Origin of the sequence: Streptomyces bugieae (genome assembly GCF_036352915.1) — a bacterium.
Lineage (GTDB): Bacteria > Actinomycetota > Actinomycetes > Streptomycetales > Streptomycetaceae > Streptomyces > Streptomyces endophytica.
This window is the reverse complement of record NZ_JAZBJP010000001.1, coordinates 76,511-100,104: the sequence shown is the minus strand read 5'-3', so window position 1 is coordinate 100,104 and position 23,594 is coordinate 76,511. Positions and strand designations below refer to the sequence as shown.

Annotated in this window: 24 protein-coding genes; 13 read left to right on the top strand and 11 right to left on the bottom strand. The window is 68.9% G+C overall.

Translation table 11 applies throughout. The features are described 5' to 3' along the window. Positions 1-128: 128 nt before the first annotated feature. From V2J85_RS00510 to V2J85_RS00500, 3 genes are all read right to left on the bottom strand, one after another. Positions 129-836, bottom strand: coding sequence for a hypothetical protein (locus V2J85_RS00510; RefSeq protein ID WP_330820268.1), 708 nt, complete (start codon positions 834-836; stop codon positions 129-131). 228 nt (positions 837-1,064) lie between these two features. After that, positions 1,065-1,787: a dienelactone hydrolase family protein gene (locus V2J85_RS00505; protein WP_330820267.1), complete on the bottom strand. Its 723-nt coding sequence runs from the start codon at positions 1,785-1,787 to the stop codon at positions 1,065-1,067. Positions 1,788-2,066: 279 nt separating this feature from the next. Next, positions 2,067-3,311 (bottom strand): MFS transporter, encoded by a 1,245-nt coding sequence (locus tag V2J85_RS00500; protein WP_330820266.1) that lies wholly within the window; start codon positions 3,309-3,311, stop codon positions 2,067-2,069. A gap of 127 nt (positions 3,312-3,438) precedes the next feature. On the opposite strand from V2J85_RS00500, the gene V2J85_RS00495 reads away from it, so the two are divergent. Further along, positions 3,439-4,374 (top strand): LysR family transcriptional regulator, encoded by a 936-nt coding sequence (locus V2J85_RS00495; protein ID WP_261953681.1) that lies wholly within the window; start codon positions 3,439-3,441, stop codon positions 4,372-4,374. Positions 4,375-4,686: 312 nt separating this feature from the next. On the opposite strand, the gene V2J85_RS00490 is transcribed toward V2J85_RS00495, so the two are convergent. Continuing rightward, positions 4,687-4,890, bottom strand: a complete 204-nt coding sequence (locus V2J85_RS00490; protein ID WP_330820265.1) for a hypothetical protein — start codon at positions 4,888-4,890, stop codon at positions 4,687-4,689. Between the two features lie 256 nt (positions 4,891-5,146). Here V2J85_RS00490 and V2J85_RS00485 point away from each other — a divergent pair, with 256 nt between their 5' ends. Then, the gene (locus tag V2J85_RS00485) at positions 5,147-5,701 is read left to right on the top strand and encodes a putative immunity protein (protein ID WP_261953683.1); all 555 of its coding nucleotides are present in this window, start codon (positions 5,147-5,149) and stop codon (positions 5,699-5,701) included. A 73-nt stretch (positions 5,702-5,774) separates the two neighbouring features. Here V2J85_RS00485 and V2J85_RS00480 read toward each other — a convergent pair whose 3' ends face one another. Further along, on the bottom strand, positions 5,775-5,921 hold the full coding sequence (locus tag V2J85_RS00480) for a hypothetical protein (RefSeq protein ID WP_330820264.1): 147 nt from the start codon (positions 5,919-5,921) through the stop codon (positions 5,775-5,777). 81 nt (positions 5,922-6,002) lie between these two features. Here V2J85_RS00480 and V2J85_RS00475 point away from each other — a divergent pair, with 81 nt between their 5' ends. From V2J85_RS00475 to V2J85_RS00460, 4 genes are all read left to right on the top strand, one after another. Beyond that, positions 6,003-6,599: a TetR/AcrR family transcriptional regulator gene (locus V2J85_RS00475; RefSeq protein WP_261953685.1), complete on the top strand. Its 597-nt coding sequence runs from the start codon at positions 6,003-6,005 to the stop codon at positions 6,597-6,599. 75 nt (positions 6,600-6,674) lie between these two features. Beyond that, positions 6,675-6,944 (top strand): hypothetical protein, encoded by a 270-nt coding sequence (locus tag V2J85_RS00470; protein WP_330820263.1) that lies wholly within the window; start codon positions 6,675-6,677, stop codon positions 6,942-6,944. Between the two features lie 96 nt (positions 6,945-7,040). Next, on the top strand, positions 7,041-7,547 hold the full coding sequence (locus tag V2J85_RS00465) for a glycine-rich domain-containing protein (RefSeq protein ID WP_261953687.1): 507 nt from the start codon (positions 7,041-7,043) through the stop codon (positions 7,545-7,547). Between the two features lie 99 nt (positions 7,548-7,646). Beyond that, complete coding sequence (locus V2J85_RS00460) at positions 7,647-7,961, top strand: hypothetical protein (protein WP_261953688.1); 315 nt, start codon at positions 7,647-7,649, stop codon at positions 7,959-7,961. 130 nt (positions 7,962-8,091) lie between these two features. Here V2J85_RS00460 and V2J85_RS00455 read toward each other — a convergent pair whose 3' ends face one another. Continuing rightward, positions 8,092-9,243: a Dyp-type peroxidase gene (locus tag V2J85_RS00455; protein WP_330820262.1), complete on the bottom strand. Its 1,152-nt coding sequence runs from the start codon at positions 9,241-9,243 to the stop codon at positions 8,092-8,094. Positions 9,244-9,332: 89 nt separating this feature from the next. Here V2J85_RS00455 and V2J85_RS00450 point away from each other — a divergent pair, with 89 nt between their 5' ends. Next, complete coding sequence (locus V2J85_RS00450; RefSeq protein ID WP_410011202.1) at positions 9,333-10,676, top strand: right-handed parallel beta-helix repeat-containing protein; 1,344 nt, start codon at positions 9,333-9,335, stop codon at positions 10,674-10,676. A 7-nt stretch (positions 10,677-10,683) separates the two neighbouring features. Here the strand turns inward: V2J85_RS00450 and V2J85_RS00445 are convergent, their stop codons facing one another. Together V2J85_RS00445 and V2J85_RS00440 are read right to left on the bottom strand one after the other, a co-directional pair. Continuing rightward, positions 10,684-11,373: a hypothetical protein gene (locus tag V2J85_RS00445; RefSeq protein ID WP_330820261.1), complete on the bottom strand. Its 690-nt coding sequence runs from the start codon at positions 11,371-11,373 to the stop codon at positions 10,684-10,686. A 329-nt stretch (positions 11,374-11,702) separates the two neighbouring features. Then, the gene (locus V2J85_RS00440) at positions 11,703-14,249 is read right to left on the bottom strand and encodes an SdrD B-like domain-containing protein (RefSeq protein WP_330820260.1); all 2,547 of its coding nucleotides are present in this window, start codon (positions 14,247-14,249) and stop codon (positions 11,703-11,705) included. A 422-nt stretch (positions 14,250-14,671) separates the two neighbouring features. Here V2J85_RS00440 and V2J85_RS00435 point away from each other — a divergent pair, with 422 nt between their 5' ends. Continuing rightward, positions 14,672-14,863 carry a hypothetical protein gene (locus tag V2J85_RS00435; RefSeq protein ID WP_261953692.1) on the top strand — a complete coding sequence of 64 codons (192 nt, stop codon included), beginning with the start codon at positions 14,672-14,674 and terminating at the stop codon, positions 14,861-14,863. A gap of 180 nt (positions 14,864-15,043) precedes the next feature. On the opposite strand, the gene V2J85_RS00430 is transcribed toward V2J85_RS00435, so the two are convergent. Further along, a complete protein-coding gene (locus tag V2J85_RS00430) occupies positions 15,044-16,327 on the bottom strand; it encodes an MFS transporter (protein ID WP_419836718.1) in 1,284 nt (427 codons plus the stop codon). A gap of 103 nt (positions 16,328-16,430) precedes the next feature. Here V2J85_RS00430 and V2J85_RS00425 point away from each other — a divergent pair, with 103 nt between their 5' ends. After that, entirely contained in the window at positions 16,431-16,883 is a 453-nt protein-coding gene (locus tag V2J85_RS00425) for a winged helix-turn-helix transcriptional regulator (RefSeq protein ID WP_261953694.1), read from the top strand. A 117-nt stretch (positions 16,884-17,000) separates the two neighbouring features. After that, positions 17,001-17,441 (top strand): VOC family protein, encoded by a 441-nt coding sequence (locus tag V2J85_RS00420; RefSeq protein ID WP_330820257.1) that lies wholly within the window; start codon positions 17,001-17,003, stop codon positions 17,439-17,441. A gap of 94 nt (positions 17,442-17,535) precedes the next feature. Here the strand turns inward: V2J85_RS00420 and V2J85_RS00415 are convergent, their stop codons facing one another. After that, positions 17,536-18,579 carry a PP2C family protein-serine/threonine phosphatase gene (locus V2J85_RS00415; RefSeq protein WP_261953696.1) on the bottom strand — a complete coding sequence of 348 codons (1,044 nt, stop codon included), beginning with the start codon at positions 18,577-18,579 and terminating at the stop codon, positions 17,536-17,538. 781 nt (positions 18,580-19,360) lie between these two features. Here V2J85_RS00415 and V2J85_RS00410 point away from each other — a divergent pair. Beyond that, the gene (locus V2J85_RS00410; RefSeq protein ID WP_261953697.1) at positions 19,361-20,314 is read left to right on the top strand and encodes a serine/threonine dehydratase; all 954 of its coding nucleotides are present in this window, start codon (positions 19,361-19,363) and stop codon (positions 20,312-20,314) included. A gap of 398 nt (positions 20,315-20,712) precedes the next feature. Then, on the top strand, positions 20,713-21,762 hold the full coding sequence (locus V2J85_RS00405; protein WP_330820256.1) for a methyltransferase domain-containing protein: 1,050 nt from the start codon (positions 20,713-20,715) through the stop codon (positions 21,760-21,762). 19 nt (positions 21,763-21,781) lie between these two features. Here V2J85_RS00405 and V2J85_RS00400 read toward each other — a convergent pair whose 3' ends face one another. Beyond that, positions 21,782-22,606, bottom strand: coding sequence for an MmyB family transcriptional regulator (locus V2J85_RS00400; protein ID WP_330820255.1), 825 nt, complete (start codon positions 22,604-22,606; stop codon positions 21,782-21,784). 101 nt (positions 22,607-22,707) lie between these two features. Between V2J85_RS00400 and V2J85_RS00395 the strand changes: the two genes are divergently transcribed. Continuing rightward, on the top strand, positions 22,708-23,541 hold the full coding sequence (locus tag V2J85_RS00395) for an alpha/beta fold hydrolase (protein WP_330820254.1): 834 nt from the start codon (positions 22,708-22,710) through the stop codon (positions 23,539-23,541). Positions 23,542-23,594 lie beyond the last annotated feature (53 nt).

The window sequence follows — 23,594 nt, the reverse complement described above, 5'->3', positions numbered from 1 at the left end:
TCACGAGGACGGCCAAGTCATCTCCGATGACAACCGGGGCTACACCTTCAGTCTCGTCTACGACCAGGCAGCAGAGCATGGCGCGCGGAGCGCCTATCTCGACAACTGCTGCTCATTCCGACATGCAGTTATTCCTCACGTGCGGCATTCCCCGCGCTCAAGGCTCTGCGGCGCTGCGGCCAGGGGTAACCGAGTTGCCTGGCGAACTCTGGTGAGCCACCGCAGACCTCGGCGGCCTGGCGCGGGTCACCTGCGACGAGGTGCTCAGCGAGCCGTTCAGCTTGGTCTGCCGGGTCGTCACCGGAGACGGCGAGGATCATCCGGAACTGCAGCCATGGACGGTCTTCCCTGATCGCAGAGCGGCCGGGATGGAAGAGGAAGACGTTGACCTGGTCCGGTTCCCAGGGCCAGGCGGACACGGCGCCGAGTTCGCATTCCCAGCGTGCGAGCCAGTCCTCGCGCTCTCGGAGGTCTTGCTCCAACAGCCGGGCAACGGTTCGCGCCGGCCATTCCCAGCTGCGGTCCGCGGTCGCCCGTTCCAGTTCTCTTTGGTACTCCTGAGCCTCAAAGCGGAAGGCAGGCAGGTCGACCTCGTCGTCATTGGGATTGCGCCACTCGTCCCAGAGCACGTCCTCGCCGTCGCGCCGGACAGTCACGTAGAGAGCGCCGCAGCAGCCTTCGGTGCACGACGCCTCGGCCAGCCGCACCTCGTGCGGTTCAGATGCAGCGGTGAGAGGGCCGCCCGGCACCAAGAGGTACCGGGGATCTTCGCCCGGACCCTCGGTAAATGCGTCAGCCAGGATGTCCCTACCCTCAACCAACGCCCGGACCTCCACGTTTGCACCCCTCTGCGTGGGGTCGGGAACGACGACGCGAAGGGTGAGGCAACGCCTTTCATCAGTCACCGGGCGATTCTGGTGCCGCCGCGATCGGGGCGGTTGTGCAGCTGTCGGCCGCCGCCATCGAGGAGGGCCGGGACCTGTCCTCGATGAGCGGCATCCTGGCCGACAGCGCCTACCGTTTGCTGCCGGCTCACCGTCTGCTGCAGGCCCGACGGCCCGGCCTCACTTCAGGTGCCGGGCGAAGAACCGGTCCCCGTCGTCCACCTCGAACCACGGGGTGCCGGTGTGCCCGCCCATATTGGCGTGCAGCGTCTTCTCCTTGGTGCCGAAGGCGTCGAACAGGTCCAGGGCCCGCTGCCGGGGGTTCCCTTCGTCGTCCCACTGCAGGAGGAACAGCAGCGGAATGGTGACCTGCCGGGCCTCCTCTCGCTGGGCGCGGGGCACGTAACCCCCGGCGAAGAAACCGGCGGCCGCGATGCGCGGCTCGACCACCGCCAGCCGGATGCCCACGGCGGTCCATCCCGAGTACCCGACCGGGCCGGCGATCTCGGGCAGCGCAAGGAGAGCGTCCAGGGTGGTCTGCCATTCCGGGACTGTCTTGTCGACCAGCGGGCCGATGAACGACTCGAAGATCTCATCGACCGGCTCGCCAGCCTGCATCGCCCGGCGGAGGTCGGCGCGAGCCTGCTCGTCGGCGGCGGAACAGGGCCGGTCGCCGTGCCCGGGGGCGTCGATGGCAGCCACCGCGTAGCCGTACGCCGCGGATTGCCGGGCCCGGGCCACCAGCCGCGATTCCCGCCTGTGCAAGCCGCCGTTGTGGCCGATCAGGATCAGCGGGACCGGCGCGGCGGATTCGGGCGTCCACAGGGTGCCGGGGATCTCGCCGAGGGTGAATTCGCGCTCGAGGATGCCGTCGTCGAGGCGCTGTTCAGAGGTGAATTGCATGGTCGTGCCTTTCGGGAGTGCACCGGAACGGCGCTCCCGGACGACCTATCGCCCGACCGTGACCCCGGAGGGGAGCACCCATGTCGATACTGCGTTCACGGGTACCACCTCCTCGTTCTCTCGCACGGCCTCCGGAAAGCTAGCAGTGGTCCTCGCGGTCCGCCAACGGGTTTTTGCGGTGGCTCCGTGGCCGGATGCCACGGAGCCACTCGCCTACAGGCCGAGGCCGTGCAGTCAAGGGCTTCGGGCCTGCGGGCGTCAGCGGTGAGGTGTGGGGTGTCATGAGTGGCTGTGGTCCAGTTCCGGAGCGTGCTGCGGGGTGTGGTCGTGTCGGGGGAGCAGGAGCGGGGTGGTCAGGATGAGCAGTCCCGCGACCGTGAGAGCGGTGCGTGGGCTGGTGACGTCGGCGAGCAGCCCGGCGAGCGCGGTGAGGACGGCGATGGACGCCTGCTGACCGACGGACCAGGCCGACAGGGTGCGGGCGACGAGATGCTGGGGGGTGTGTTCGAGCCGGTAGGTGGCGAGCACCGGGGTGTACAGGCTCATGTTGATGATGATGGCCAGTTCGACAGCCATTACGGTGACGAGGCCGACGATGCCGGGACGGACGAAGGCCAGGCCGATCAGCCAGATGGCGCGCAGGGTGCCGACGGTCCGGAAGACCGCGTGCCGGCCGTAGCGGGCCACGACACGGCGGGCCAGCCGGGAGCCGATGAGTCCGCCGGCACAGGGGGCGGCGAAGGCGAGGCCGTACTGCCAGGGTGGGAATCCGAGCTGGCGAAGGAGGAGGACGGCCAGCAGTGGCTCGGTGGCCATGATCAGACCGGCGACGAGCATGTGATTGAGGTAGAGCGCCCGCAAGCCGGGGTGGGCCATGATGTGTCGCCAGCCGTCCAGCAACGCGCCTGCCCGGACCGGGCCTTTGCCGGTGGGGCGTGGCGCTTCTTCCCGGCCGCGGATCGCGGTGATGCCCAGCGCGGAGAGCAGGTAGCTGACGGCGTCGGCCACCACGGTGGTGACCGGCCCGAACAGGCCGATCGCCGCCCCGCCCAGGGGTGGCCCGACCGCGATGGAGCTCCAGTTCGTGGACTCGAACCGCGCGTTGGCGACGAGCAGGTCATCCGGCGGGACGAGGGCCTTGAGGTAGGCGCCGCTGGCCGCGTTGAACGCGATCTTGGCTGCGGCGACCACGGCCGAGATCACGAGCAGCTGGGCGAAACCGAGCCGACCGAAGGCGTAGGCGACCGGGATCGTCGCCATAGCCGCGAACCGGGCCAGGTCCATCGTGATCATGACCGGGCGCTTGCGCCGAAACTCCACCCACGGCGCGAGTGGCACCGCGATCAGCGTGCCCACCGCAGGCCCCACCGCGGACAGCGCGGACACCTCAGCGGGACCGGCGTGCAACGCCAGCACGGCGATCAGCGGCAATGCCCCGAACCCCAACCCGGACCCATACGCGCTCACCGCATACGCCGCCCACAGCCAGCCGAACTGCCGGCCCAACGGTCTCCTGCCCACCATGCTCAGCGCTCCCACCCGAACAAACCGACGTTGATCCGTGAGAGCTAAGCGAGCAGCACAGCAGCAGGTCAAACAACTGCCTTGCCAGATCTTCACAACCATTCGTTGTTCACTAAGGTGGATCGGCGTGGATCTCGAAGCAGTACGTACCTTCGTCGCCGTCGCGGAAGCGGGCCAGTTCCAGAAGGCCGCCGCCGACCTGTCGATCACCCAGCAGGCCGTCTCCAAGCGCATCGCCGCGCTGGAGCGCACCCTCGGCGTGCGGCTGTTCACCCGCGCCCCCCGCGGCGCCGAGCTCACCATCGACGGGCAGGCGTTCCTGCCCCACGCGAGCGAGCTGCTGCGCGTCTCCGAGCGCGCGGTCGCGTCCGTGCTCCCCGGCCGCCGTCCGCTGCGCGTCGACGTGATCGCCTCGCGCGTCGCGCCCTCGGGCCTGATGCGCGGCTTCCACCGTGCGCATCCCGAGATCGAGCTCGACGTGATGATGCTGTTCGACGTCGAGGCGGCCGTCGCCGCCATCCGGTCCGGTGCGATCGACGCGTCCTTCCGTGCCGTCGCCATGCCTGGCCGGCCCCTGCCCGAGGACATCGAGTCCGTCCGGGTGCTCGACGAACCGCTCCAGCTCCTTACCGGCCCCGCTCACGCACTGGCGGACGCCCGGTCGGTGACCCTCGCCCAGCTCGTCGGGCACCGGATCTGGATGCCCGGCATCGTCCCGGGAACCGAGTGGGCCGCCTACTACGAGGACCTCGTCGCCGAGTTCGGCCTCACCATCGAGGCGACCGGCCCCAACTTCGGCTCCGACGCGCTCCTCGACACCGTCGCCGACACCCCGGCCCTGGCCACCTTCATGAGCGAGCAGACCCGCCTCGTCTGGCCCGCCGGCCACGGCCTGCGCCGCATCCCGGTCACCGACCCGACACCCGTCTACCCGCACTCGCTCCTCTGGCACCGCGACAACCCCCACCCTGCGCTGGCCACCCTCCGCGCCCACCTCGCCGCCTCAGCGGCCGGCCATGACGCCGCCGGGACCTGGAGGCCGGACTGGGTGATTCCGCACTGATTCCGCACTGAACGGCCTGGCCCGCACGGCCAGCCCTGCCGGAGCGCAGGCGGTCAACGGCGGGCGTCACCGGGGGCGAGCAGGCGGCCGGTGGGTGTCCGGACGATGGCCCTCACCGGCGGCTGTCCTGTCGTGGTGCGGCTGGCCGCGACGGCTGCCGAAGCGGCCCGTTGTCGCCGAGGGCTCCGGTGCCCCCGGTGCCGAGGGCCCCGGGGGCGACCCCACAGAGGCACCGGCGCAGTGGCGGCAGTGCCCTCCAACAGCACGAGGCGGAGCACGGTGGCGGCAGCCCCCGGTGACCGGGGCGGTACGTCAGCGCTTCGGCGGCGGCTTGATCAGGTAGAGCCGGCGGGCCAGGTCCAGCGCGGTCAGCATCACGTGGGCGCCGTTCCAGCGGTACCGGCGCTGCTGCCCCCACACGGCGCGGTTGCCGCCGCTCGGGTCGGCGGCGTGCGCGTCCACGACGACCTCGGACCGATCGCTCCAGTCATGGATCTCCGCCTCGTGGTCGCCCACTGTCCAGTCCTGATGCGTACTCCACCTTGCCGTTGATCGGTGATCGATGTACCAGCGACGCTAGGGAGCGGCGTTCAACGTTCCTTTGACGTCTTCTACACGCAAGCCTTCACGGATGCGAAGCATGAGGCCGAGGAGCCGCTCGACTCCGCTCCTGCGTAAATACGGCGATCTGTCGAAGCTTGGTGGACTCCCGCAGCGGACCGAAGTGGGCCTGTGTTGGGTTGGCGCAGGAGGCGTAGGGGAGGCACGTGAGATGCTTGATGTCATGACGGCTACCGTGTCCGGTGATTTCGAGCTGACCATGGACGAGTTGCGGGTCGTAGCACGCTACGCGGCAGAGGCCGCTCAGGAGGTCCTTGCTGTGTTCGAGGACGTCAGCCCCAGTGATCCTCGACCTCGCGCAGCCCTTGATGCCGCATGGGAGTTCGTCAACGGCGCGCGAAGGACCAATGTGCAGCGTGTCACCTCGTTGGACGCACACCGAGCAGCGAAGGAGGCGTCCACCGAAGCCTCACGTCTCGCTGCGCGGGCTGCCGGCGATGCCGCGGCTGCCGCGTACCTCCACCCGATCGCGAAGGCTCACCAGGTGGGCCACATCCTGCGTGCCGCTGCAAACGCAGCGCGCGTGGCTGAAATCAATGCCGGCGGCGATCCCGAAGTCGGCATCAAGGTGATCGAGCGGGCCCGGCAGCGCGCCACACCGGTCTTGATCGATGTCCTTCATCGGTATCCCCTCGCGCCATCCAGCAAGAACCGCGTGGGGCAACTGATGACCACCTTGGACGCTGCCCTGCGCGGGCCGCGCTGAGGCCCCTTCCGGACACCGGACAGCTGGCCTGCCCTGCGAACCGCATTGCGGATCGACTTTCACACCACGTGGGTCAGGTGGGCATCACCGGACACCACGACAGGTAGCAGCCGTTGCGTTGCTCGTCGAGGTTGTGTACCGACCGGGACCGCGTGGAGTTGGTCAGGGAGCGCCGCAGGGCGCGGGTGCGGTCGTCGATGCTGCTGGAGCGATGGCGCAACCCGCTCTCCAACACCCTGGCATCCAGCCCCAGTCGCGGGCGCCGGTCGGTCGCGCTCCCGCATGTGGTAGCACTGCGTACATGAAGGGAAAGCTCACTGAACGCGTTGGTTATCACCATGGAGACCTCCCCGCCGCTCTCACCACGGCAGCCATCGAGCTCCTGGACGAGCGCGGGATGGAGCATGTGACCGTACGCGAAGTCGCCCGCCGGGCAGGGGTGTCGCCGGGCGCGCCGTTTCGGCATTTCGCCGACCGTCAGGCGCTGCTGAACGCGGCCGCCGACCGTATCCTGGTCGACTTCGAGCAGTGGCAGCTCGGCATGGTCGCAGACGTCGAGGGTTCCGTGATGCGCGCTTTCGGCCTGGGCTTCGTCCGTTACGCGATCCGCTACCCGCGCCGCTTCGAGCTGATGAAGACCAGGGTGTTCGGGGACAGTCGGCCCGCCGAACTGCACCAGCGTCTCTCTGACATCGAGCGGTCTCTGGCCGACATCATCGTCGCCGACCAGAAGGCCGGTGTGCTGCGCACCGGCGATCCCGAGATTGTGGCTCTCGCGGGTCAGGCGATCGTCTACGGCCTGTCGCAGATGATCGTTGACGGGTATCTGCCGCCGGATCGGGCGGAGCAACTGGCCGAGCAGGTGTTGGACACTTTCGGCCTCGGAATCGCCAACTGACCGTATTACGCAGGGTCTTGACCACCCCTTCATGCACTGATGTAATCGCTGATTACATCAGTCTAGGAGGCTCCGATGCCTGTGCTGCGTCTGTCGCGCATCCCGCGATTCCCGGATCCCGCGGCCACGGGCACGGTGGCCATCAGGACGACACCGGCTGATGCGTATCGCGTCGTCAGTGATCCGCCCGTCATGATTCGGCTCGCCGAAGAGGCCCACCGCGCCCGCTGGCTGGCCAACAACACCAACATCGGCACCACACTGCAGCGCCTCAAACACCATCTGGAGTCAGCCCTGCCCAGCGTGGCGGACGGCTCGCAGCGCAGTGATCGGCCAGTGGGCTGACCCAGCAAGGCGGCTCCCGCCTTGGCCGGATCAATCCTGGCAGGTCGTACAGCCGAGGTGGGCGCCAGAGGAGACACACAGGAAGGAAGACACGACATGCACGAAGTGCGTGACTTGCTCGCTCCTGACGCGTTCAGGGGTGTCGTCGCGACGGTCATGGACAACAATCCCGGCATGGACGAGCCCACGGCCAGGCGCGTCGTGGAAGAAGCCGTCAAGTTCGTCGTGGCCGCCGCGAAGTTCCCGACGACGTCCATCCGGCCTTCGCGCACGGTCGACGAAGGGTGGCACGCCCTCATTCTGCACACGGCGGTGTACGCCAAGCTGTGTGCCCGGCTCGGGCAGTTCGTGCACCACCACCCCGACGGGCCGGACACCCCCGAGCACGACCCGGGCGCGCACCTGCGGACCGTGGCCCTGATCGAAGAGGCGGGGTTCAGCGCGGACAAGGAACTGTGGACGGTGCCGACGAGCGCATTGGCGCCGACGGGGGCGAGGTGCAGGCGGCGGCCCCATCCAGGCGGCGGCTGTTCCACTCCGTCCTGCGGCTCGTCGTGCGGCTCGTCATGCGGTTCCTCCTGTGGCGGGGGAGGGGGCGACTAGCTGTTCCCCCTGGGGCATCGAACTCGCAGCTGTTTACGCAACGGATTCCGCGCGGGCGGAGGGACGGGGGCACGAGTGAATCGCAAACGGAGCGTGGTGGTGTCGGTGGTAGCAGCCGGGTTGGCGACGGCTGTGCTGGCAGGGTGCGGCGTCGACGGAAAGATCGGCAACTACGACAAGGTCTCCGTCTGGCCGGACGCTGATCCCCGGGGCCAGAACCCGATCGCCGATCTGACCACGCTCACGCCGGTGACAGTCGAGTGCTACACGCCAGGCAAGGCGGATGCGACCGGATTCGGCTACGGCGCGACGTACAAGATCTCCTACGACGGCGGATCCGGCTATATCGACGCAAGCACTTCCATCATGAGCGACGATGGCGCGGTGTCCCCCGACCGGGTACCCAAGTGCTGACGGTGGCTGTGCTGGGAAGCCACCCCATGCGGGCTCGGTGTGGGTGTCTGCGGCGCCAGCGCGGCCAGTGCAGAACGCGAACGATGGGTACTGGTCGGCGGTCGGTGAGCTGGGTGGATCCGTGACCTGTTCAGTGGAACATCTTGGCGCCGAGCGGGTGCTGCTGGTCGAAGCCGGGGAGGATGAGGAATGTCGCGCTGGCGGTGGTGGTGGTGAATCGCAGCAGTGCGTCGGAATCGTCCATGTGCGCAAGAGTGTTGGTGAATGTGCGTAGGTCGTTCTGGAAGCTGATGAAGAGCAGGCCGGGGGCGGGTGCGTCGGTGCTGTAGGAGCGGCGGAGCATGAGGCCGACGCCGACCACGTTGGGATTGGCCCGGCGGACGTGGGCGTCGGCCGGGACGAGGTAGCGCCCGTCCGGTGTTTTGGCGCCGAGGTTCGGGTCCCAGGCTGCGGTCCCGCCGGAGAGGGGCACGCCGGTGGCCCTGCGCCGGCCGAAGACCGCCTCTTGATCGGCGACGGAGAGCGCGGTGAACCGCGGCAGGTCGAGTTCCATGCGCCGTACTACGGCGATCGTGCCGCCGCCGACGGGAGCCGGCCCGGCCAGCCACAGATGGCGTTGGTGTTCGGCCGTCGTGTGCGGGCCCACGATGCCGTCGATGAAACCGAGCAGGTTCCGTGGCGCGGAGATGCCCTTGTCCACGGGGATGTTCGGACCGCGGCGCCCGGACTGCCGCCAGCGTTCCTCTACCCGGTGACCGGCCTGCTGCAGAAGCGCGGTGGCGACGACCGGTAACAGCAAGGGGTCGCTGGCGCAGATCTGTACCAACAGGTCCCCGCCGCGTGCCTGCGGGGCGATCTGCTCGCGGGAGAACCGGGGGAGGTCTGCCGCGCCGGGCAGAGAGGGATCGGCCATGCGCACCAGCCGTGGGCCCACCCCGATCGTCACGGTGAGATCGCCCGGCGGCAGGCCCAGCAGTCGTGGGTCGGTTCCCGCGGTGAGCGCGTGAATGGTCTGGCCGAGTTCGGCCAGCAGCGGGCCGACCGCCACGGCGTCGCCGAGTTCGGCCACCACCGCCAGGAGGTTCGGCTGGGCCGGTTGCGGGAGCGTGATGCCTGCCTGATGGCGGCCGGTCGGCGACACCCGTGTGGGTGATGCGGGGGAGGGGGGCCGGCTTGGCTGAGGTGCAGGCGCTTCGCACCCGGCGGTGAGTCCGGTGGCCGCCACCGCCCCGGTGGCACCGAGGAACGCGCGGCGTGATGGATGGGAGTCGGCTCGGCTCACGGTGTGGAGAATGCCATATCCGTTCTGGCGAAGGCGAGTTGGTCTCAAGCGGCCCCCGTACCGGGATGACTTCGTGCCAGGATGAGGTCATGCCTCGTCTCCGTCTTCGCGTGATGGCCGCGTTACTGAGCACACTGACATGCGTGGTGGCGGGCTGCGGGCCCGGCGACGACGGGTCGAGCCACGGCCGGCGACCACCCGGCGCGCACGTGACGATCAGAGTGCCGGCTGACGCCCCGACGATCTCGGATGCGGTGTCTCTCGCTCACCCCGGTGACCTGGTGCTGGTCGCGCCGGGCGTCTACCACGAGTCGGTGAAGGTCTCCACGCCTCGTGTCACTCTGCGTGGTGCGTCCCGGGACAAGGTCGTTATCGACGGGCGGTTGCAGCAACCGAACGGCATCGTCGTCACCGCGCCCGGGGTGGCCGTGGAGAACCTGACCGTAAGGAACAACACGCAGAACGGGGTCCTGGTCACCGGTTCGGCGAAAGCGGTCGCCGGACTACCGGGGCGTTCCGGGGGCTACGACACCGGCGATGAGCCGGTCACCTTCCTCAAGTCGTTCCTGGTCTCGTATGTGACCGCGACCCGCAACGGCCTGTACGGCATCTACGCGTTCTCCGCGCAGAACGGCGTCATCGAGCACTCGTACGCGTCAGGCGGGGCCGACTCGGGGATCTACGTCGGACAGTGCAAGCCCTGTCACATCGTGGTGCGGAACAACATCGCCGAACTCAACGCCATCGGTTACGAAGGCACCAACGCCGGCGGAGACATGTACGTCGTCGGCAACCGCCTGGTCGGCAACCGGGTCGGACTGACCACCGACTCCGACCACCAGGAAAAGCTGCTCCCGCAGCAGGACGCCGTGATCGCGGGCAATCTGATCGCTGCCAACCAGCAGAGGGCCACCCCGGAGCAGGCGGACGGCGGGTGGGGGACCGGCATCGGCATCGACGGTGGCAGCGACAACCAATTCGTCCGTAACCGCATCGCCGGCAACAGCAATGCCGGGCTGGTGATCACCGCAACCGCCGACATGTCTCCGGTCGGCAACCAGATCGTGGACAACACGTTCACCGGCAACGGCGTCGACGTCGGCTGGGCGTTCCCCACCGCCACGCGGGGACGGGGCAACTGTCTGCGCGGCAACGATCTGCGCACCACCGTGCCCGCCCGGCTCGCGACAACCGCGTCCTGCCCGCTTCCGGCCAGGTCGCCCTCGCCGGCCGGCAGATGGAAGATGCCGACGGCGCCCGGTGGAATCCCGTTCACCGAGGTCGCGGCGCCGCGTCCACAGCCGCAGTTCCCCCACGCCACCACTACGGGTGCCACCGCTGTCCCGGCCGTTCCGGTCCTGCCGAAGACAGCAGGCATCCCGCTGCCGTCAGCGTCCCTGCTCGCCGCGAACGCGCGGGTGCAGACGTCCTGAACAGCGGCTACCGGGGCGGGGTGACTCCGGGGACCGGCTTGACCGGAACGTACTTCTGGGTGTCGAAATCGATGACCACCGGCCGCGACTCGGAACCCACGCTGACGCGGACCCGGTACATCGTGCCGTCCGAGCCGACCCAGTAGCGCACGTTGCCCGCCGTGCCGGCGCGGACAGGGGAGGACGGCCCGGTCATGACGTCCACCGGATGCCCGTCCACCTTGTCTCGTCCCCACCAGGCGGCACCGTTCTGCGGCAGCAGTTGGGCGTTGTCCGGCCGGTCGTTGGCGAGCTTGAGGGCGATGGCCAGCGAACTGTCCAGCGCGCTGCCGGACGACAGCAACGGACGGCTGTACCAGCCCGAGCGGGGCGGCGACGCGGGGGCGTGCGCCGGGGCATTCGCCATCGGGCGGACGGACACCGAGGTGGCCGTCCACTCGATCAGCCCGTCGCTGGATGTGTCGCGCCCGGTGCCGTGCACCACGCCGTAAGCGAGCTTGCCTTGGTAATCGACGGACCCGGTGACGGTCAGCCCGCCGGCGGTGCCAGGCACAGTGATCGTCACCGCGCGGCCGTGCGCCTGGTAGTTGCGGAACCGTGTGATCGCCAGCCGGTTCGCCTCATCCGAACTCAGCGCGCGCGGACCGCTGGAGCCGGTGCCGCCGCCGGCGAGAAGGAACACGGCCGCTGTGGCCACCGCGACGGCCGCTGTGCCGATGACGGCTGCCGCCCAGCGTGGCCGCAGCCATCGGCGCCGGTCAGCCGCACGGCCCGGTAGAGCTTGCTGGGTTCTCACGCTCCGCACGCGGCTCGACGCTGACACTCTTCTGATTCACCCACTCTTCCGATTCATCCTCTCGATCACCACACTGCTCGGCCGCCGTGTGGTCGCGGCGGTACTCGGCAGTCCAGTGGCAGACGACGCCAAGGCCGGCCCTCGTGGACCGGCCGAGACGTGATCTGCCCGACCGCGTCATTCGGACCGCGGGCAGGCAGATCCCTGTTGTTCGGTTCGTTCAGCGTTTCTCAGTGTTTCCGGGCGCGATGCTTCCGGCTCATGAACGCGATGACGAGGCCCGCACCCACCAGCAGACCGACCAGGGCGATCATCTCCGGCAGCCCGGCCATACCGGTGTGCGCCAGTGAACCCGTGCCCCCACCGGACGGGGCCGGGTTGGCAGGTGGCGCGGGTGACGGCGGCGTAGAGGCCGGTGGCGAGGTCGGGCTCGGCGTCGGGGTTGGGGTTGGGGTCGGGGTCGGGGTTGGGGTCGGAGTGGGGGTTGGGGTCGGTGTTGGGGTCGGTGTTGCCTTCGGGAGGTACACCCCGGCGTCGATCGTGTGATCGACGCCGCCCGGCTTGCCAGGCGCCGTGACAGGCGCGTAGCCGTTGCACAACCGCCCGGTGGTCGGCGGCGTCACATTGGAGTCATGCGCACGGTTGGCACCGGCTCGGGGGAGCGTGAACCGCAGCTCGCTTGCCGGGGGCTGATCGGGAACCTTGCTGGTGTCCGCGGTGCACACGTCGAACTGCACCGTGTACTTCGCGCCCGGCGTGAGCTCGTACGCGGCGCCGACACCACCGAAGTAATACTCGCCGGCGGCATTGGTCTTGGTCGTGGCGACCTGTTTGCCGTCCGCGTCCAGCAGGTTGATCGTCGCCCCCGGCAGCAGCACGTGCCCCGGGTCCTGGATTCCGTTGTGGTCGCCGTCGAACCACACGACGTTGCCGATCTGGATCGGCGCGTTCGCCGCCGCGTACGCGATGTCACCGAGCCCGCCGGCCTTGCCGAACCCGCCTTGTGCCCCGCTGACGAACTGGAACCCGTTGGCGGTCGGGTTGTTGCCCGGGCCCTGACCGGTCGTGATGTCGTGGTACCCGGTGCCTGAGGTCGCGACGTTGACGACCGGGTCGAACTCCGTGCTGACGACCCACTGCTGCTGCGGGATATAGGCAACCGACCCCAACGCGGTCTCCTGGTGCGCGTTGGCGTAATAGTCGCCCGGGAAGTATTCGACGACATCGGCGGCCTGGCCGCCACTGTTGGCAGGGGTGGCGTGGTTGGGGCAGCTCCCGGTGCCTTCCCACTGGAATTCACCGGTGGGAGTGGCGCAGACCATGGTGATGTCACCACCGGACATGCCGCTTTCCGCGGTGTCGTTCCCCGGGCGGGGGTCCAGCCCTCCCCAACTGAGCACGTCCATGAACCGGTCGCGGAAACCCAGGATCATCGAGCCGTCGCGGGCGAAGGCGAGGGAGGCCAGCTCCGGCTGCGGATCGATGAAGACCCCGCCCGCCTTCCGGTCGTCCCACGTGTCCAGGCCGGTGTTCCACGGGTTCCAGTGGGTGGCCTTGTCGCCGGAACCGAAGACGCTGCCGCGTTGGTCCGTGAGCGGGTGGCTCAGCACCGTGCTGAACCGCTTGCCGTCGTAGGTGGAGGAGACGAAGGCTTTCAGGTCCGCGCGCTGGTGCGTGCTCTCCGCGCTGCACACGCCGCCGACGTACAGCGTGTTGTTGTGGACCTGGAGACCGAACGGCCGCCAGTCGTCGGGGCTCGCGCACCCCGGGTCCGGGATCGGGACCGTCGACCTGGGCGCCGCGGCGGTGGCTCCTGTCGCGTCGAAGCTCACCAGGCTGCGGGTCCGCAGGTTCACCGCGTACAGCGTGGCGCCGTCCGCCGACAGGGCCAGGCCACCGATGCTCTCCTTGCCCGGCGCGTCGGTGAACCCGGGATCCTTGATCATGTTGGCGGTGTCGTGCCGCGTCACCGCGGCGTCCGGCACCTGCGCGAACAGCTCCGGCGCACCCGAGCCGCTGACCGGCACCGTATAGATCGCGCCGGCGCCCTTCGGCCCGTACGGGGCGTACCGGCGGGCGAACGCGCTCTGGAACAGCCGGCTCCGGTACTTGTCGTACGCCAACCCGAACGTCGTGCCCACCTGGGCCTGCGTGGCCAGCGTGGCCGGACACGACACATCGGTGGGACACGTGCCTCGGGTCTTGGTCCCGAACGCCACCAATGCCCGGGTGTCGGTTCCGTTGGCGCCATTCTGGACCGGTACGAAATACCGTGAGTCCGGCAGCGTGTAGTCGGCCGGATCCCACACCCCCGTCACCACGGAGGTGTTCTTTCCGTCCGACACATCCACGAACGACGTGAAGCTGTCGAAGTGGTTCTCCGCCGTCGAGGCAGGCGCCGCCCGCAGATAGTCGCTGTACGGTGCCGGGATGCTGACGTCGACGCGGTATTGGCCGCCGCTCAGCACGGTCGACCGCGACACCACGACTTTTCCGGTGGTATCCGTGAGGCCGGTGATTTCGTGCCCAGCGGGGTCGGAGACCTTCACCTTCATGCCCCGCTGCGGCACGTCCATCGTCGCGTTGATCACGCCGGTACCGAAGAAGTCGCGCAGTACCTCAACCGTCAGCGTGCCGTCGGCGGTCGAAGCGGCGGCCGGTCCAGCCGTCGCTCCCACGGCGCCGCCTGCCAGTAAGAGAACGGATAACCCCACGCGCGCCAGCGGCTCCGCAAGCCTCCAGGCCGACCGGCGAGGGTCTCTGCCGACTCGGTTCATGGCATCACACTCCACACTTCTCTTGTCGGGAAAACGCAGCACCCGCTTCTCGCTGCACGTCCACTTCGTGGCTCTAGGCTCGGACGCCGGGCGTGAACACCACGGAAAAGGAAAACGGCCCACTGCTGTTGCGTGGGCCGCCTTGTGATGTTCGTTCGGGGATATTACGGGCGAGTTGTAAGCGTCGCAGGCCAGGAAAAGCGAACGCGCGTTCAGGGCCTCGGGTGGGACGGTCCTGTGTGGTGTGTTCTCGCCACTCAATCACGGTGCCCTCGCCCCCACCGCCGACCTCACCGACCGCCATCGCGAGCAGCGCGCGATATTTTATCCACGGGCGTCCCGCCGACACCACCAGAACTCCCGGAATCCCCTTGGGATTTCGTGATAGGCCCCCAGTGTCCGGAAAATAGGCGACCGGAAGAATGTGCGAGAGAGGGGATCCGGACGGTACACGCATCAGCGACAACAGTGGCAGCGGCCTGCTGCCTGAAGACCTCGTCCCCGAGTTCGAGGACAACCAGGTCGGGGCGCCGCTGCGCTGCGCGGGCAACGCTCCCACCCTGCGGCAGTCGGGCAACACCGTGAACGGGCCGCACACCGGCCAGTGCAAGTGAGCTGAGCCCAGGCCCTGTTCGGTCGATCTTGCCGGGCAAGATCGACCGAACAGGGCCTGGACTGCGGGTTTCACCACATGGTCGTCGAGCCGGCCAGCGTCCGCACCGGCCAGGGCCGCGTCACTCACGTCCCAGAAATCGAGTCGACCCGACTGGTCACTCGGTGTTCGGCGAGAACGCTCAGGCTTCGCTGTGAGGGGTCACCTTGGCGGCAGGGGCCGGGGTGCTGTGTCGTGTGAACGCCCACAGCACGAGCCCGAGGCAGCTGAACGTGGCGCCCAGTGCGCATACGGCGCCCCAGCCGGCCACCGTGTAGAGGGAGGTCGCGGCGATGGCGCCGGTGGCGCTGCCGATCGAGTAGAAGACCATGTATCCGCCGATCAGCCGGCTGCCCGCGTCCGGGTGCAGCGCGTAGATCAGGGTCTGGTTGGTGACATGGACCGCCTGCACGGCGAGGTCGAGGAGGATCACCCCGACGACGAGGGCCCAGAGTGAGCTGCGGGTGAAGGCCAAGGGCAGCCACGAGGCGGCGAGGAGTGCCAGGGCGATGCCGGTGGTCCGCCGGGAGAGTCCGCGGTCGTTCAGGCGGCCTGCCACGGTTGCGGCCAGGGCGCCGGCGACACCGATCAGTCCCAGCGCCCCGATCGCACTGTGGGGCAGGAAGTACGGGGCCTCGCTGAGCGGTAGCGCGACGCTGCTCCACAGGGTGCTGAAGGCGGCGAAGATCAGCAGACCGAACAGGGCCCGGAGCCGTAGCAGTTGTTCCCGCGCGAACAGGGTGATGGTGGAGCGCAGGAGCTGTGCGTAGCGCAGGGGTGTCGGCGGAGTGGCACTGTGGCGCGGCAGCACTCGGTACAGGACCAGGGCGAGTGCGGTGGTGAGCGAGGCCGAGGCGAGGTAGATGGAGCGCCAGCCCGCGAGATCGGCCATGAGGCCGGATGCGGTGCGGGCGAGCAGGATTCCGATGACCACTCCGCTGGTGACCAGACCGACGACCCGTCCGCGCTCGGCGGCAGGGGCCAGCGATGCGGCGAAGGCCACCAGCGTCTGCGTGACGACCGCGAGAAGTCCCGTCGCGGCCATGCCCGCGAGCAGGATCGCCGCCGTGTGGGCGGCGGCTACCACGGTCAGTGCCATCGCCAGGAGCAGCAACTGGGCCACGATGAGCCGTCTGCGGTCGGCCACGTCGCCCAGCGGCACGAGGAAGAAGAGTCCCAGCCCGTATCCGACATGCGTGAGGGTGACCACGCTGCCGACGAGTGCCGGGCTCATGGCGAGCTCGTGGCCGATGGTGACCAGGAGCGGCTGGGAGAAGTAGACGTTGGCCACTGAGGTCCCGCAGGCGACGGCTAACAGGACGACAACGCCACGGGACAGGACGAACGCGGAACCTTCCCCGCGTCTGGCCCTTCTGGCCCTTCTGGCCTCGGTCCGTCGTGTCACAGCCTCACGGTTGCCGGGCATGAGCACTCCTCCGCATATCCGGTTTCAACTTGCTACCAGCAGTGCTCGGTGACGGTAGCCTTCTTGGTAGCATGTTGCAACCGTCGTGAGAGTGAGGGACGCCATGGTGACCAGGACGCGCTTCGATGACAGTGAATGCCCCGTCGCACGGTCGGTGGACGCGATCGGCGACTGGTGGTCCCTGCTGATCGTGCGGGACGCCTTCGACGGGAGCCGACGCTTCGGGGAGTTCCAGCGCAGCCTCGGCGTGGCCAAGAACATCCTCGCCGCGCGTCTGCGGACCCTGGTCGCCGGCGGTGTCCTCGAATCCGTCCCCGCCTCGGACGGCAGCGCCTACCGCGAGTACGTACTGACCCCGAAGGGCAAGGCGCTCTTCCCCGTCATCGTGGCGCTGCGGCAGTGGGGCGAACAGAACTTCTTCGCCCCCGGCGAACCGCACTCACAGCTGGTCGACCGTCAAAAGGGACATCGCCTGCGCGCACTGGAAGTACTGTCCGAGGACGGGCGACGGCTGAACCCCGACGACACCACGGTCCACAAGATCTCCACCCAGTGATCCGAGCCGGAGACCCGGTGCCGACACGGCGTCTGCCGACGGTGGGCGCAGCACTACGTGCTCCGTCGCAGCGGCAGATGCGGCAACCATGGCCGTACCACACCAAGGAGACCTGGCATGGCGATTCAGCGGATGGACAATGTCCTCATCGTCGTCGATGACCTGGACGCTGTTATTGCGTTCTTCGTCGAACTCGGCATGGAGCTGGAGGGCAAGGGGCCGCTCGAGGGGCGTTGGGCGGAGCGCATCATCGGGCTGGACGACGTCCGGCAGGACGTCGCCATGCTGCGGGTCCCGAATGGTCACGGCCGAGTTGAGCTGGCGAAATTCCACAGGCCGAAGGCCATCACCGCCGAGCCGAAGGACGCGCCGGTGAACACGCTGGGTATTCGTCGCATCATGTTCGCCGTCGACGACATCGAGGACGTCCTTGCCCGCCTGCGCACCCACGGCGCCGAGCTCGTCGGCGAGCTGGAGCGGTACGAGGACGTCTATCGGCTGTGTTACGTCCGCGGCCCCGAGGGCATCATCGTCGGACTGGCCGAGCAGCTCGGCTGAAGGCTTCTCTGCGGAACGCGGCGAGCCCGTCCGGGGGAGGCCACCGGCCGTACACACCGGTGGAGGCGGCATAGGGTCGCGATATGGGCCGGGCTTACTCCGAGGGTTCGCGCAGGCGCACTGCGAGGGCGGCGATGTCGTCGTCCAGGCGTCCTCGGCTGTAGTCGAGGAGGTCGCGGTGAAGAGCCGTGAGCAGTTCGTGGGGCGGCATCGGGGGCTGTCGGCGCATCCAGGCCGCCAGCGGGAAGAACTCCCCGTCGCGGGCGCGGGCCTCGGCGACCCCGTCGGTATAGAGAAGCAGCAGGTCGCCGGGGGTGAAGTCGAAGGTATCGATGGTGTAGTGATCGCCGATCAGCTCCGCGAGGTTGAGCAGCGGCGAGGGGGAGGTGGGTTCCAGGGTGCGGAGTCCCCCGCGGTGCAGGAGCAGCGGTGGGGGGTGTCCGCAGTTGAGGATCTCGATGCGCCCGCCCCCGTGCGGGATCTCGACCAGAAGGGCGGTGGCGAAGCGCTCCATCGGTCCCTCGGGGGGAAAGGCGGCGTTGTAACGGGTGCTGCTGGCGTCCAGCCGGCGCGCGACGCTGACCATGTCGGCCTCGCCGTAGGCCGCCTCCCGGAAGGCGTTGACGATCGCCGCGGCCGCCCCCACTGCCGGCAGGCCCTTGCCCCGCACATCGCCGATGAGCAGCCTGACCCCGTATCGCGTGTCGACCACCTCGTAGAAGTCTCCGCCGATACGGGCTTCCGCCGCGGCCGCGAGATACAGCGACTCGATCTCGACGCTCCCGAAGCGGCGGGGCATCGGACTCAGCACCACCTGTTGCGCGGCGTCGGCGACGAGCCGCACCTGAAAGAGGGTCCGCTCCCGCTGGAGCCGGACATGACTTCCGTACGCGGCCGCCACGGTGACCGCGATGATCCCCCCAGCCGTCCACCACGTCCCCAGCCCGGGGAACACGAGGCTGAGGCCGATCATCAGGAGAAGGCAGACCGTCCCCAGCAGGATGGTGGGGAGGACCGGCCACATAGCGGCGGCGAGGGCCGGCGCGGCGGGCAGGAGGCGACTGAAGGCCACGTCCGGGGGAGTGGCATATGCCAGGCTGGCGATGACGACGGTCAGGATCACCGGCGACAGCCGCACAAGCCTCCCCCGGCCTTGGCGACGACGGAGCCGCGGCCGTCCAGACTCGATCACATTTCACAGAATATCTACGCAAAGAGGGCATAGCGCTCTGGCGGGTCGGAGTCGGCTGACGCGGGTCGACTCGCCGTAAAATCGAACGAAAGCTCGAAAACGTGGGCCGAAGTGCTGGCCATTGCTCTCGCCCGGCCAGCCGGAACCCATCCCTGCGCCCCCTCGCTGGCACCACGTCGGCGGCCCGGAGCAGTTCCCGGCCTCGCACGGTGATCAGATCCGCGGCCCCGGGCCCGGCACCGATGGATCACTGCCCCGGGCTCGCCATGCCGCCGCCCGGCGAACCCCGCGTATCGAGCGATCCATCCAACGAGTGAATGCGTGGGCCGAGCCGCCCCGCCGTACCAGACCCCGCGGAGCGCCCCGGCCCCCAGGACGCCCTGGGGACGCCCTGGGCTGGCCCAGGATCGCGCTGACCGCGGTGTTCTGCGCCACCGGCGTGCTCCCCCCTGACCGGCCAGGATGGGGCGGGCCTCGCCTCACCAGCGTCTACTCCCGGCGAAGCTCACCGCGAGGCGTACGGATACCGCCCGGCTGTGATCGACGGGTACCTGGACTCCGCTTGCCCCAAAGGTGGGCGAGGCACTTACGTTCAACCGACCAACCTTCACGCTGTCGAACCCCACCCCGGCGGCCGGCGCATCGTGTTCGCGTTCTTCCCCGGCGCGGCCGCGGTCCGCCGCCCGCACCTCACGTCGACCGGCCGTCTCGTCCACTGGAGCTGACCTTGACCGATCACCTCGACCACAAAGACGTACTCCAAGCCGCTGAACGCATCCGTGGCACCGTCAGGCCCCTGGCCCTGGCGCCTGTCGACCCGGGCGCCTTCGGCGAGGCGGAAGTGTGGCTCGCGCTGGAATTCATGCAGCACACCGGCTCGTTCAAGGCACGTGGGGCCGCGAACTTCACCGCCGCTCATATCGACGAGCGGACGATGCCGGAGGCCGGGGTGGTCATCGCCAGCGGCGGTAACGCCGGCCTTGCCTGCGCATGGGCCGCTGCGCGCTGCGGCGTCGAGGCGACGGTGTTCCTGCCGGAGACCGCGCCCGCGGTGAAAGTGGATCGACTGCGGGCGTACGGCGCGACGGTCAAGCTCACCGGGACCGAGTACCACCACGCCGCCGAAGCGGCCGCCCAGCACGCCGACACGACGGGAGCGCTGCCGTCCCACGCGTACGACAACCCCCTCATCGCGGCCGGCGCGGGGACCATTCTGGAGGACATCTACAGCCGTCCCGGCGGCCCTTTCGTGGACACGATCGTGGTCGCTGTCGGTGGTGGTGGCCTCTTCGCCGGTGTCGCCGCGGCTGCCGCGCACCATGGCGTTCGGGTCGTCGCTGTGGAGCCGGAGAACTGCCGTGCCCTGAACGCTGCTGTCGCGGCCGGTGAGGTGGTGGATGTGGAGGTGTCCTCCGTGGCCGCTGATTCTCTCGGCGCCCGCCGTGCCTCCCGTATGGCGCTCCATGCCGCCGGGGCCGGTGACGTGCGTTCCGTCCTGGTGACCGACGACCAGATCGTCGCCGCCCGGCGGGCGCTGTGGGGTCACCGGCGCCTGGCGGTGGAGCATGCCGCGGCAACGGCGTTGGCTGCCCTGTCCTCCGGTGCCTACACCCCGCAGCCCGGTGAGACGGTCGCAGTGGTGCTGTGCGGAGCAAACACCGACCCCACGGACCTTGCTTGAACTTCCGCACCTCCGCATTTCCGCACTCCCGCACCTCCGCACTTCCGCACCGCCGCAGGCCCGTGGGAGTACTTCCGTGGTCCCACGGCCCCGGGGGAGCAGCCGGCACCCGAGCAGCCCGATTCGGCCGCATCAAGATTTTGCCCGCACAGCTCGGTGCGGCCGGGTAGAAAGCAAGTTCCCGACGTGAAGGAGGAGACGTGCACTTGCGGATCACGGAGGACGGGAAGCACGCGGGCCAGCCCTCGGACAAGCCGTGGACGCCGCCGCCCACGCCGCCGTCCCCGGACGGCGACCGCCCCAAGGTGGCATAGCCGATGGCCGACTCCCAACGGGGGCACGCCGAGCTTGTCCAACAGCTGCACGAGCGCGGCCTGTTGAGCCCCGCATGGCGAGAGGTGTGGGAGCGGACGCCTCGGCACGAGTTCATTCCCGAGCGCATCTGGCGGCAATTGCCGGAGCGATGCGAGTTGATCACCTCAGAGCAGGACCGATGGGCTCTCATCCACAGCGACGAGCCCGTGGTGACACAGCTGGATGACGGACGGGAGGGTGGCCCAGGCATCGCCACGTCGTCGAACAGCATGCCGTCCATGGTTGCCCGGATGCTCGGTCTGCTGAACGTGCATGACGGCGCCAGGGTGCTGGAGATCGGCACGGCCACGGGGCAGGTGGCCGACCTGCTCTGCGGCCGGTGCGGCGATGGGAACGTCACCAGTGTGGAGATCGATCGGGCTCTCTCGGTCGCGGCCGCGGAGAACCTGAACCGCCGGGGCCACGCCCCCACCTTGGTGGTCGGTGATGGGGAGCACGGCCATCCAGCCGGCGCCCCGTACGACCGGATCATCGCCACCTGCGCACTGCGGCACGTCCCGTATGAACTGGTCGAGCAGCTACTCCCTGGTGGGCTTCTGGTGGCGCCCAGGGTTGGCGACTTCTGGTGCGGTGCCTTGTTCTGCCTCACGGTGGACGAGGACGGCACCGCGTCCGGACCGTTCGCGGGCACGGCAACCTACATGCCGATGCGCTCACACCGCGGCGCCGCCGGCGCCACCCCGGACACCTCCTCGCCCAGGTCCCGGTCCGTGGCCGTCCTGCCCCAGGAGACGATCAACCCCGGATTCGCGTTGTACGCGGGCGCCCGACTCCCAGGAGTCACCCTCGTCGAAGGGCGGGAAGACGGGAACCTGCGCGTGTGGGTGACCGACGGTCGAGGATCGGGAGCCATCGCGGACGCTGACGGTACGGTCAGCGAGTTCGGGGACCGCGGCTTGTGGGCTGACGTTGAGGCGGCATGGAGCGAGTGGGACAGGCATGACCGTCCATCGGCCGGTGACATGGGGCTGACGGTCACGAAGTCCGGCGAGAGTGTCTGGCTGCGCAGGCCCGCCCAAGTGGTGGTGCCCGCCAAGCCCCCGCACTCGCCGTCGCAGAGCGGCAGCCTCTGAGCCCTCAATCCCGTACGTCTCAGCTGCGCTTGGCCCGCCGGCGCAGAGCCGTCTCGGTTGCCTCGTCGGCAGGGAAGAAGAGCTCGACGGACAGCTCGGACAGGGTGACGTCCATGGGGGTCCCGAATGTGCCCATCATGGTGAACAATGACAGCTCCGCACCGTCGATTTCCACCTGCCAGGACAGCACCGGGTCGTCTGCGCCGTCGGGGGACAGTCGGCTCCAGCCGCGACGGTCGGGGATGTCCGGCCAGGTGGCGATCTCATCGGCCAACGCGGCGAGGACGGTGTCCTGAGTCCGCACAACGGCCCGGTCGAGCCGGCGCAGCAAGTGGGCTGACCATGGGGAGAAGTTGCGCGTACGGCGGGCCAGACCGTCGGGATGCAGTGCGGTGCGGAAGAGGTTGGTCGGCATGCCGCGTACCTCTTCCGGGATGCCGGAGATCAGCCGACGCCCGGCCTCGTTGGTGAGCCGCACATTCCACTGCCCGTCGATCGCGGCACCGGGAAACGGGTCGTGCGCGTTCAGGAGCGTCTGCAATGAGGCGCGGATCCCGGACAGCGCCGGATCGGTCAGTGGCGTCTCCGGGAAGTGGGGAGCGTAACCGGCCGCCAGCAGCCAGTCGTTCCGCTCACGCAGTGGCAGGTCGAGGTGCCTGGCAATGGCCGTGATCACCTGGGGGCTGGGCTTCGACTTGCCCAGCTCGACAAAGCTCAGATGACGAGGCGAGATCCCGATTTCGTGTGCCAGATCCATCTGGCTGCGGCGGGCCAGGTCCCGTCGCCGACGAATCAGGTCTCCGACGGTCACAGTGGTCACAAACCACGACGGTATCCGGCGCATGCGCGGGAAACGAGTACCTCTCAGGTATTCGCATTGCGGTCCACGGCGGCCACACGATGGCCGAGTTCCAGCAGACCTGTAGCTGTGAGAGGACCTCAGTCATGCCCTACTTCGACACCACCGACGGAACCCGGCTCTTCTACGCGGAGGCGGGTCCGGCCGACGGCCGCACTGTCGTGTTCGCCCATGCCTGGGCGTTCAACAGCGGGATGTGGAACTACCAGGTCCCCGCCGTCATCGCCGCCGGCATGCGCTGCGTGGTCTACGACCGGCGCGGCCACGGGCGCTCCGACGTGCCCGGACAGGGCTACCACCTCGACCGCCTCGCCGACGACCTGGCCGACCTGCTCGCCCACCTGGAGCTGCGCGACGTCGTACTGGTCGGACACTCCATGGGCGCGGCCGAGGCGGTCCGTTGCCTGACACGTGGGGGAGACGAGCGCGTCAGGGGAGTCGTCCTGAGCGCGCCCACCACACCGTTCCTGCTCCGCACGGACGACAATCCCGAAGGCCCCGTCTCGGCGGCAGCGGCCGAGACCGCCCGCACGCTCATGCGTCGCGACATCGGGGCCTTCGTCGCGGCCACCTCCGGCACCGAGTGGTTCGGACCCGGCTACCAGGTATCGGCCGGGCTGAGCGACTGGACCAGCCGACAGTTCGTCGACACCCCTCTTCAGGTCCTGCTGTCGACGAACACGACATGCATCAATGCGGACCTGCGCACGGAACTCACCGCGATCACGGTGCCCGCCCTGGTCATCCAGGGGGATGCCGACCGCTCGGCCCCGATCGAGCAGACCGGGCGCAGGACCCATGCGCTGCTTCCCGACTCGGAGCTCGTCGTGATCGATGGCGCCGGCCACGGCCTCTACATGAGCGATCCGGACCGCTACAACAAGGAGGTGCTCGCCTTCGCGAACGCGCTGCCCCACTAGCCCTGTTGCGGGCTGAGATCTTCTGACGCTCTCCCTCCCGCGCCCACGGCCGC

Excerpts from the sequence above, each read along its gene's own strand:
- V2J85_RS00450 (WP_410011202.1), top strand. The coding sequence starts at position 9,333 with ATGCCTCGTCTCCGTCTTCGCGTGATGGCCGCGTTACTGAGCACACTG.
- V2J85_RS00470 (WP_330820263.1), top strand. The coding sequence starts at position 6,675 with ATGCCTGTGCTGCGTCTGTCGCGCATCCCGCGATTCCCGGATCCCGCG.
- V2J85_RS00430 (WP_419836718.1), bottom strand. The coding sequence starts at position 16,327 with ATGCCCGGCAACCGTGAGGCTGTGACACGACGGACCGAGGCCAGAAGG.
- V2J85_RS00395 (WP_330820254.1), top strand. The coding sequence starts at position 22,708 with ATGCCCTACTTCGACACCACCGACGGAACCCGGCTCTTCTACGCGGAG.
- V2J85_RS00435 (WP_261953692.1), top strand. The coding sequence starts at position 14,672 with ATGTGCGAGAGAGGGGATCCGGACGGTACACGCATCAGCGACAACAGT.
- V2J85_RS00485 (WP_261953683.1), top strand. The coding sequence starts at position 5,147 with ATGCTTGATGTCATGACGGCTACCGTGTCCGGTGATTTCGAGCTGACC.
- V2J85_RS00440 (WP_330820260.1), bottom strand. The coding sequence starts at position 14,249 with ATGAACCGAGTCGGCAGAGACCCTCGCCGGTCGGCCTGGAGGCTTGCG.
- V2J85_RS00475 (WP_261953685.1), top strand. The coding sequence starts at position 6,003 with ATGAAGGGAAAGCTCACTGAACGCGTTGGTTATCACCATGGAGACCTC.
- V2J85_RS00425 (WP_261953694.1), top strand. The coding sequence starts at position 16,431 with ATGGTGACCAGGACGCGCTTCGATGACAGTGAATGCCCCGTCGCACGG.
- V2J85_RS00400 (WP_330820255.1), bottom strand. The coding sequence starts at position 22,606 with ATGCGCCGGATACCGTCGTGGTTTGTGACCACTGTGACCGTCGGAGAC.
- V2J85_RS00505 (WP_330820267.1), bottom strand. The coding sequence starts at position 1,787 with ATGCAATTCACCTCTGAACAGCGCCTCGACGACGGCATCCTCGAGCGC.
- V2J85_RS00420 (WP_330820257.1), top strand. The coding sequence starts at position 17,001 with ATGGCGATTCAGCGGATGGACAATGTCCTCATCGTCGTCGATGACCTG.
- V2J85_RS00500 (WP_330820266.1), bottom strand. The coding sequence starts at position 3,311 with ATGGTGGGCAGGAGACCGTTGGGCCGGCAGTTCGGCTGGCTGTGGGCG.
- V2J85_RS00465 (WP_261953687.1), top strand. The coding sequence starts at position 7,041 with ATGCACGAAGTGCGTGACTTGCTCGCTCCTGACGCGTTCAGGGGTGTC.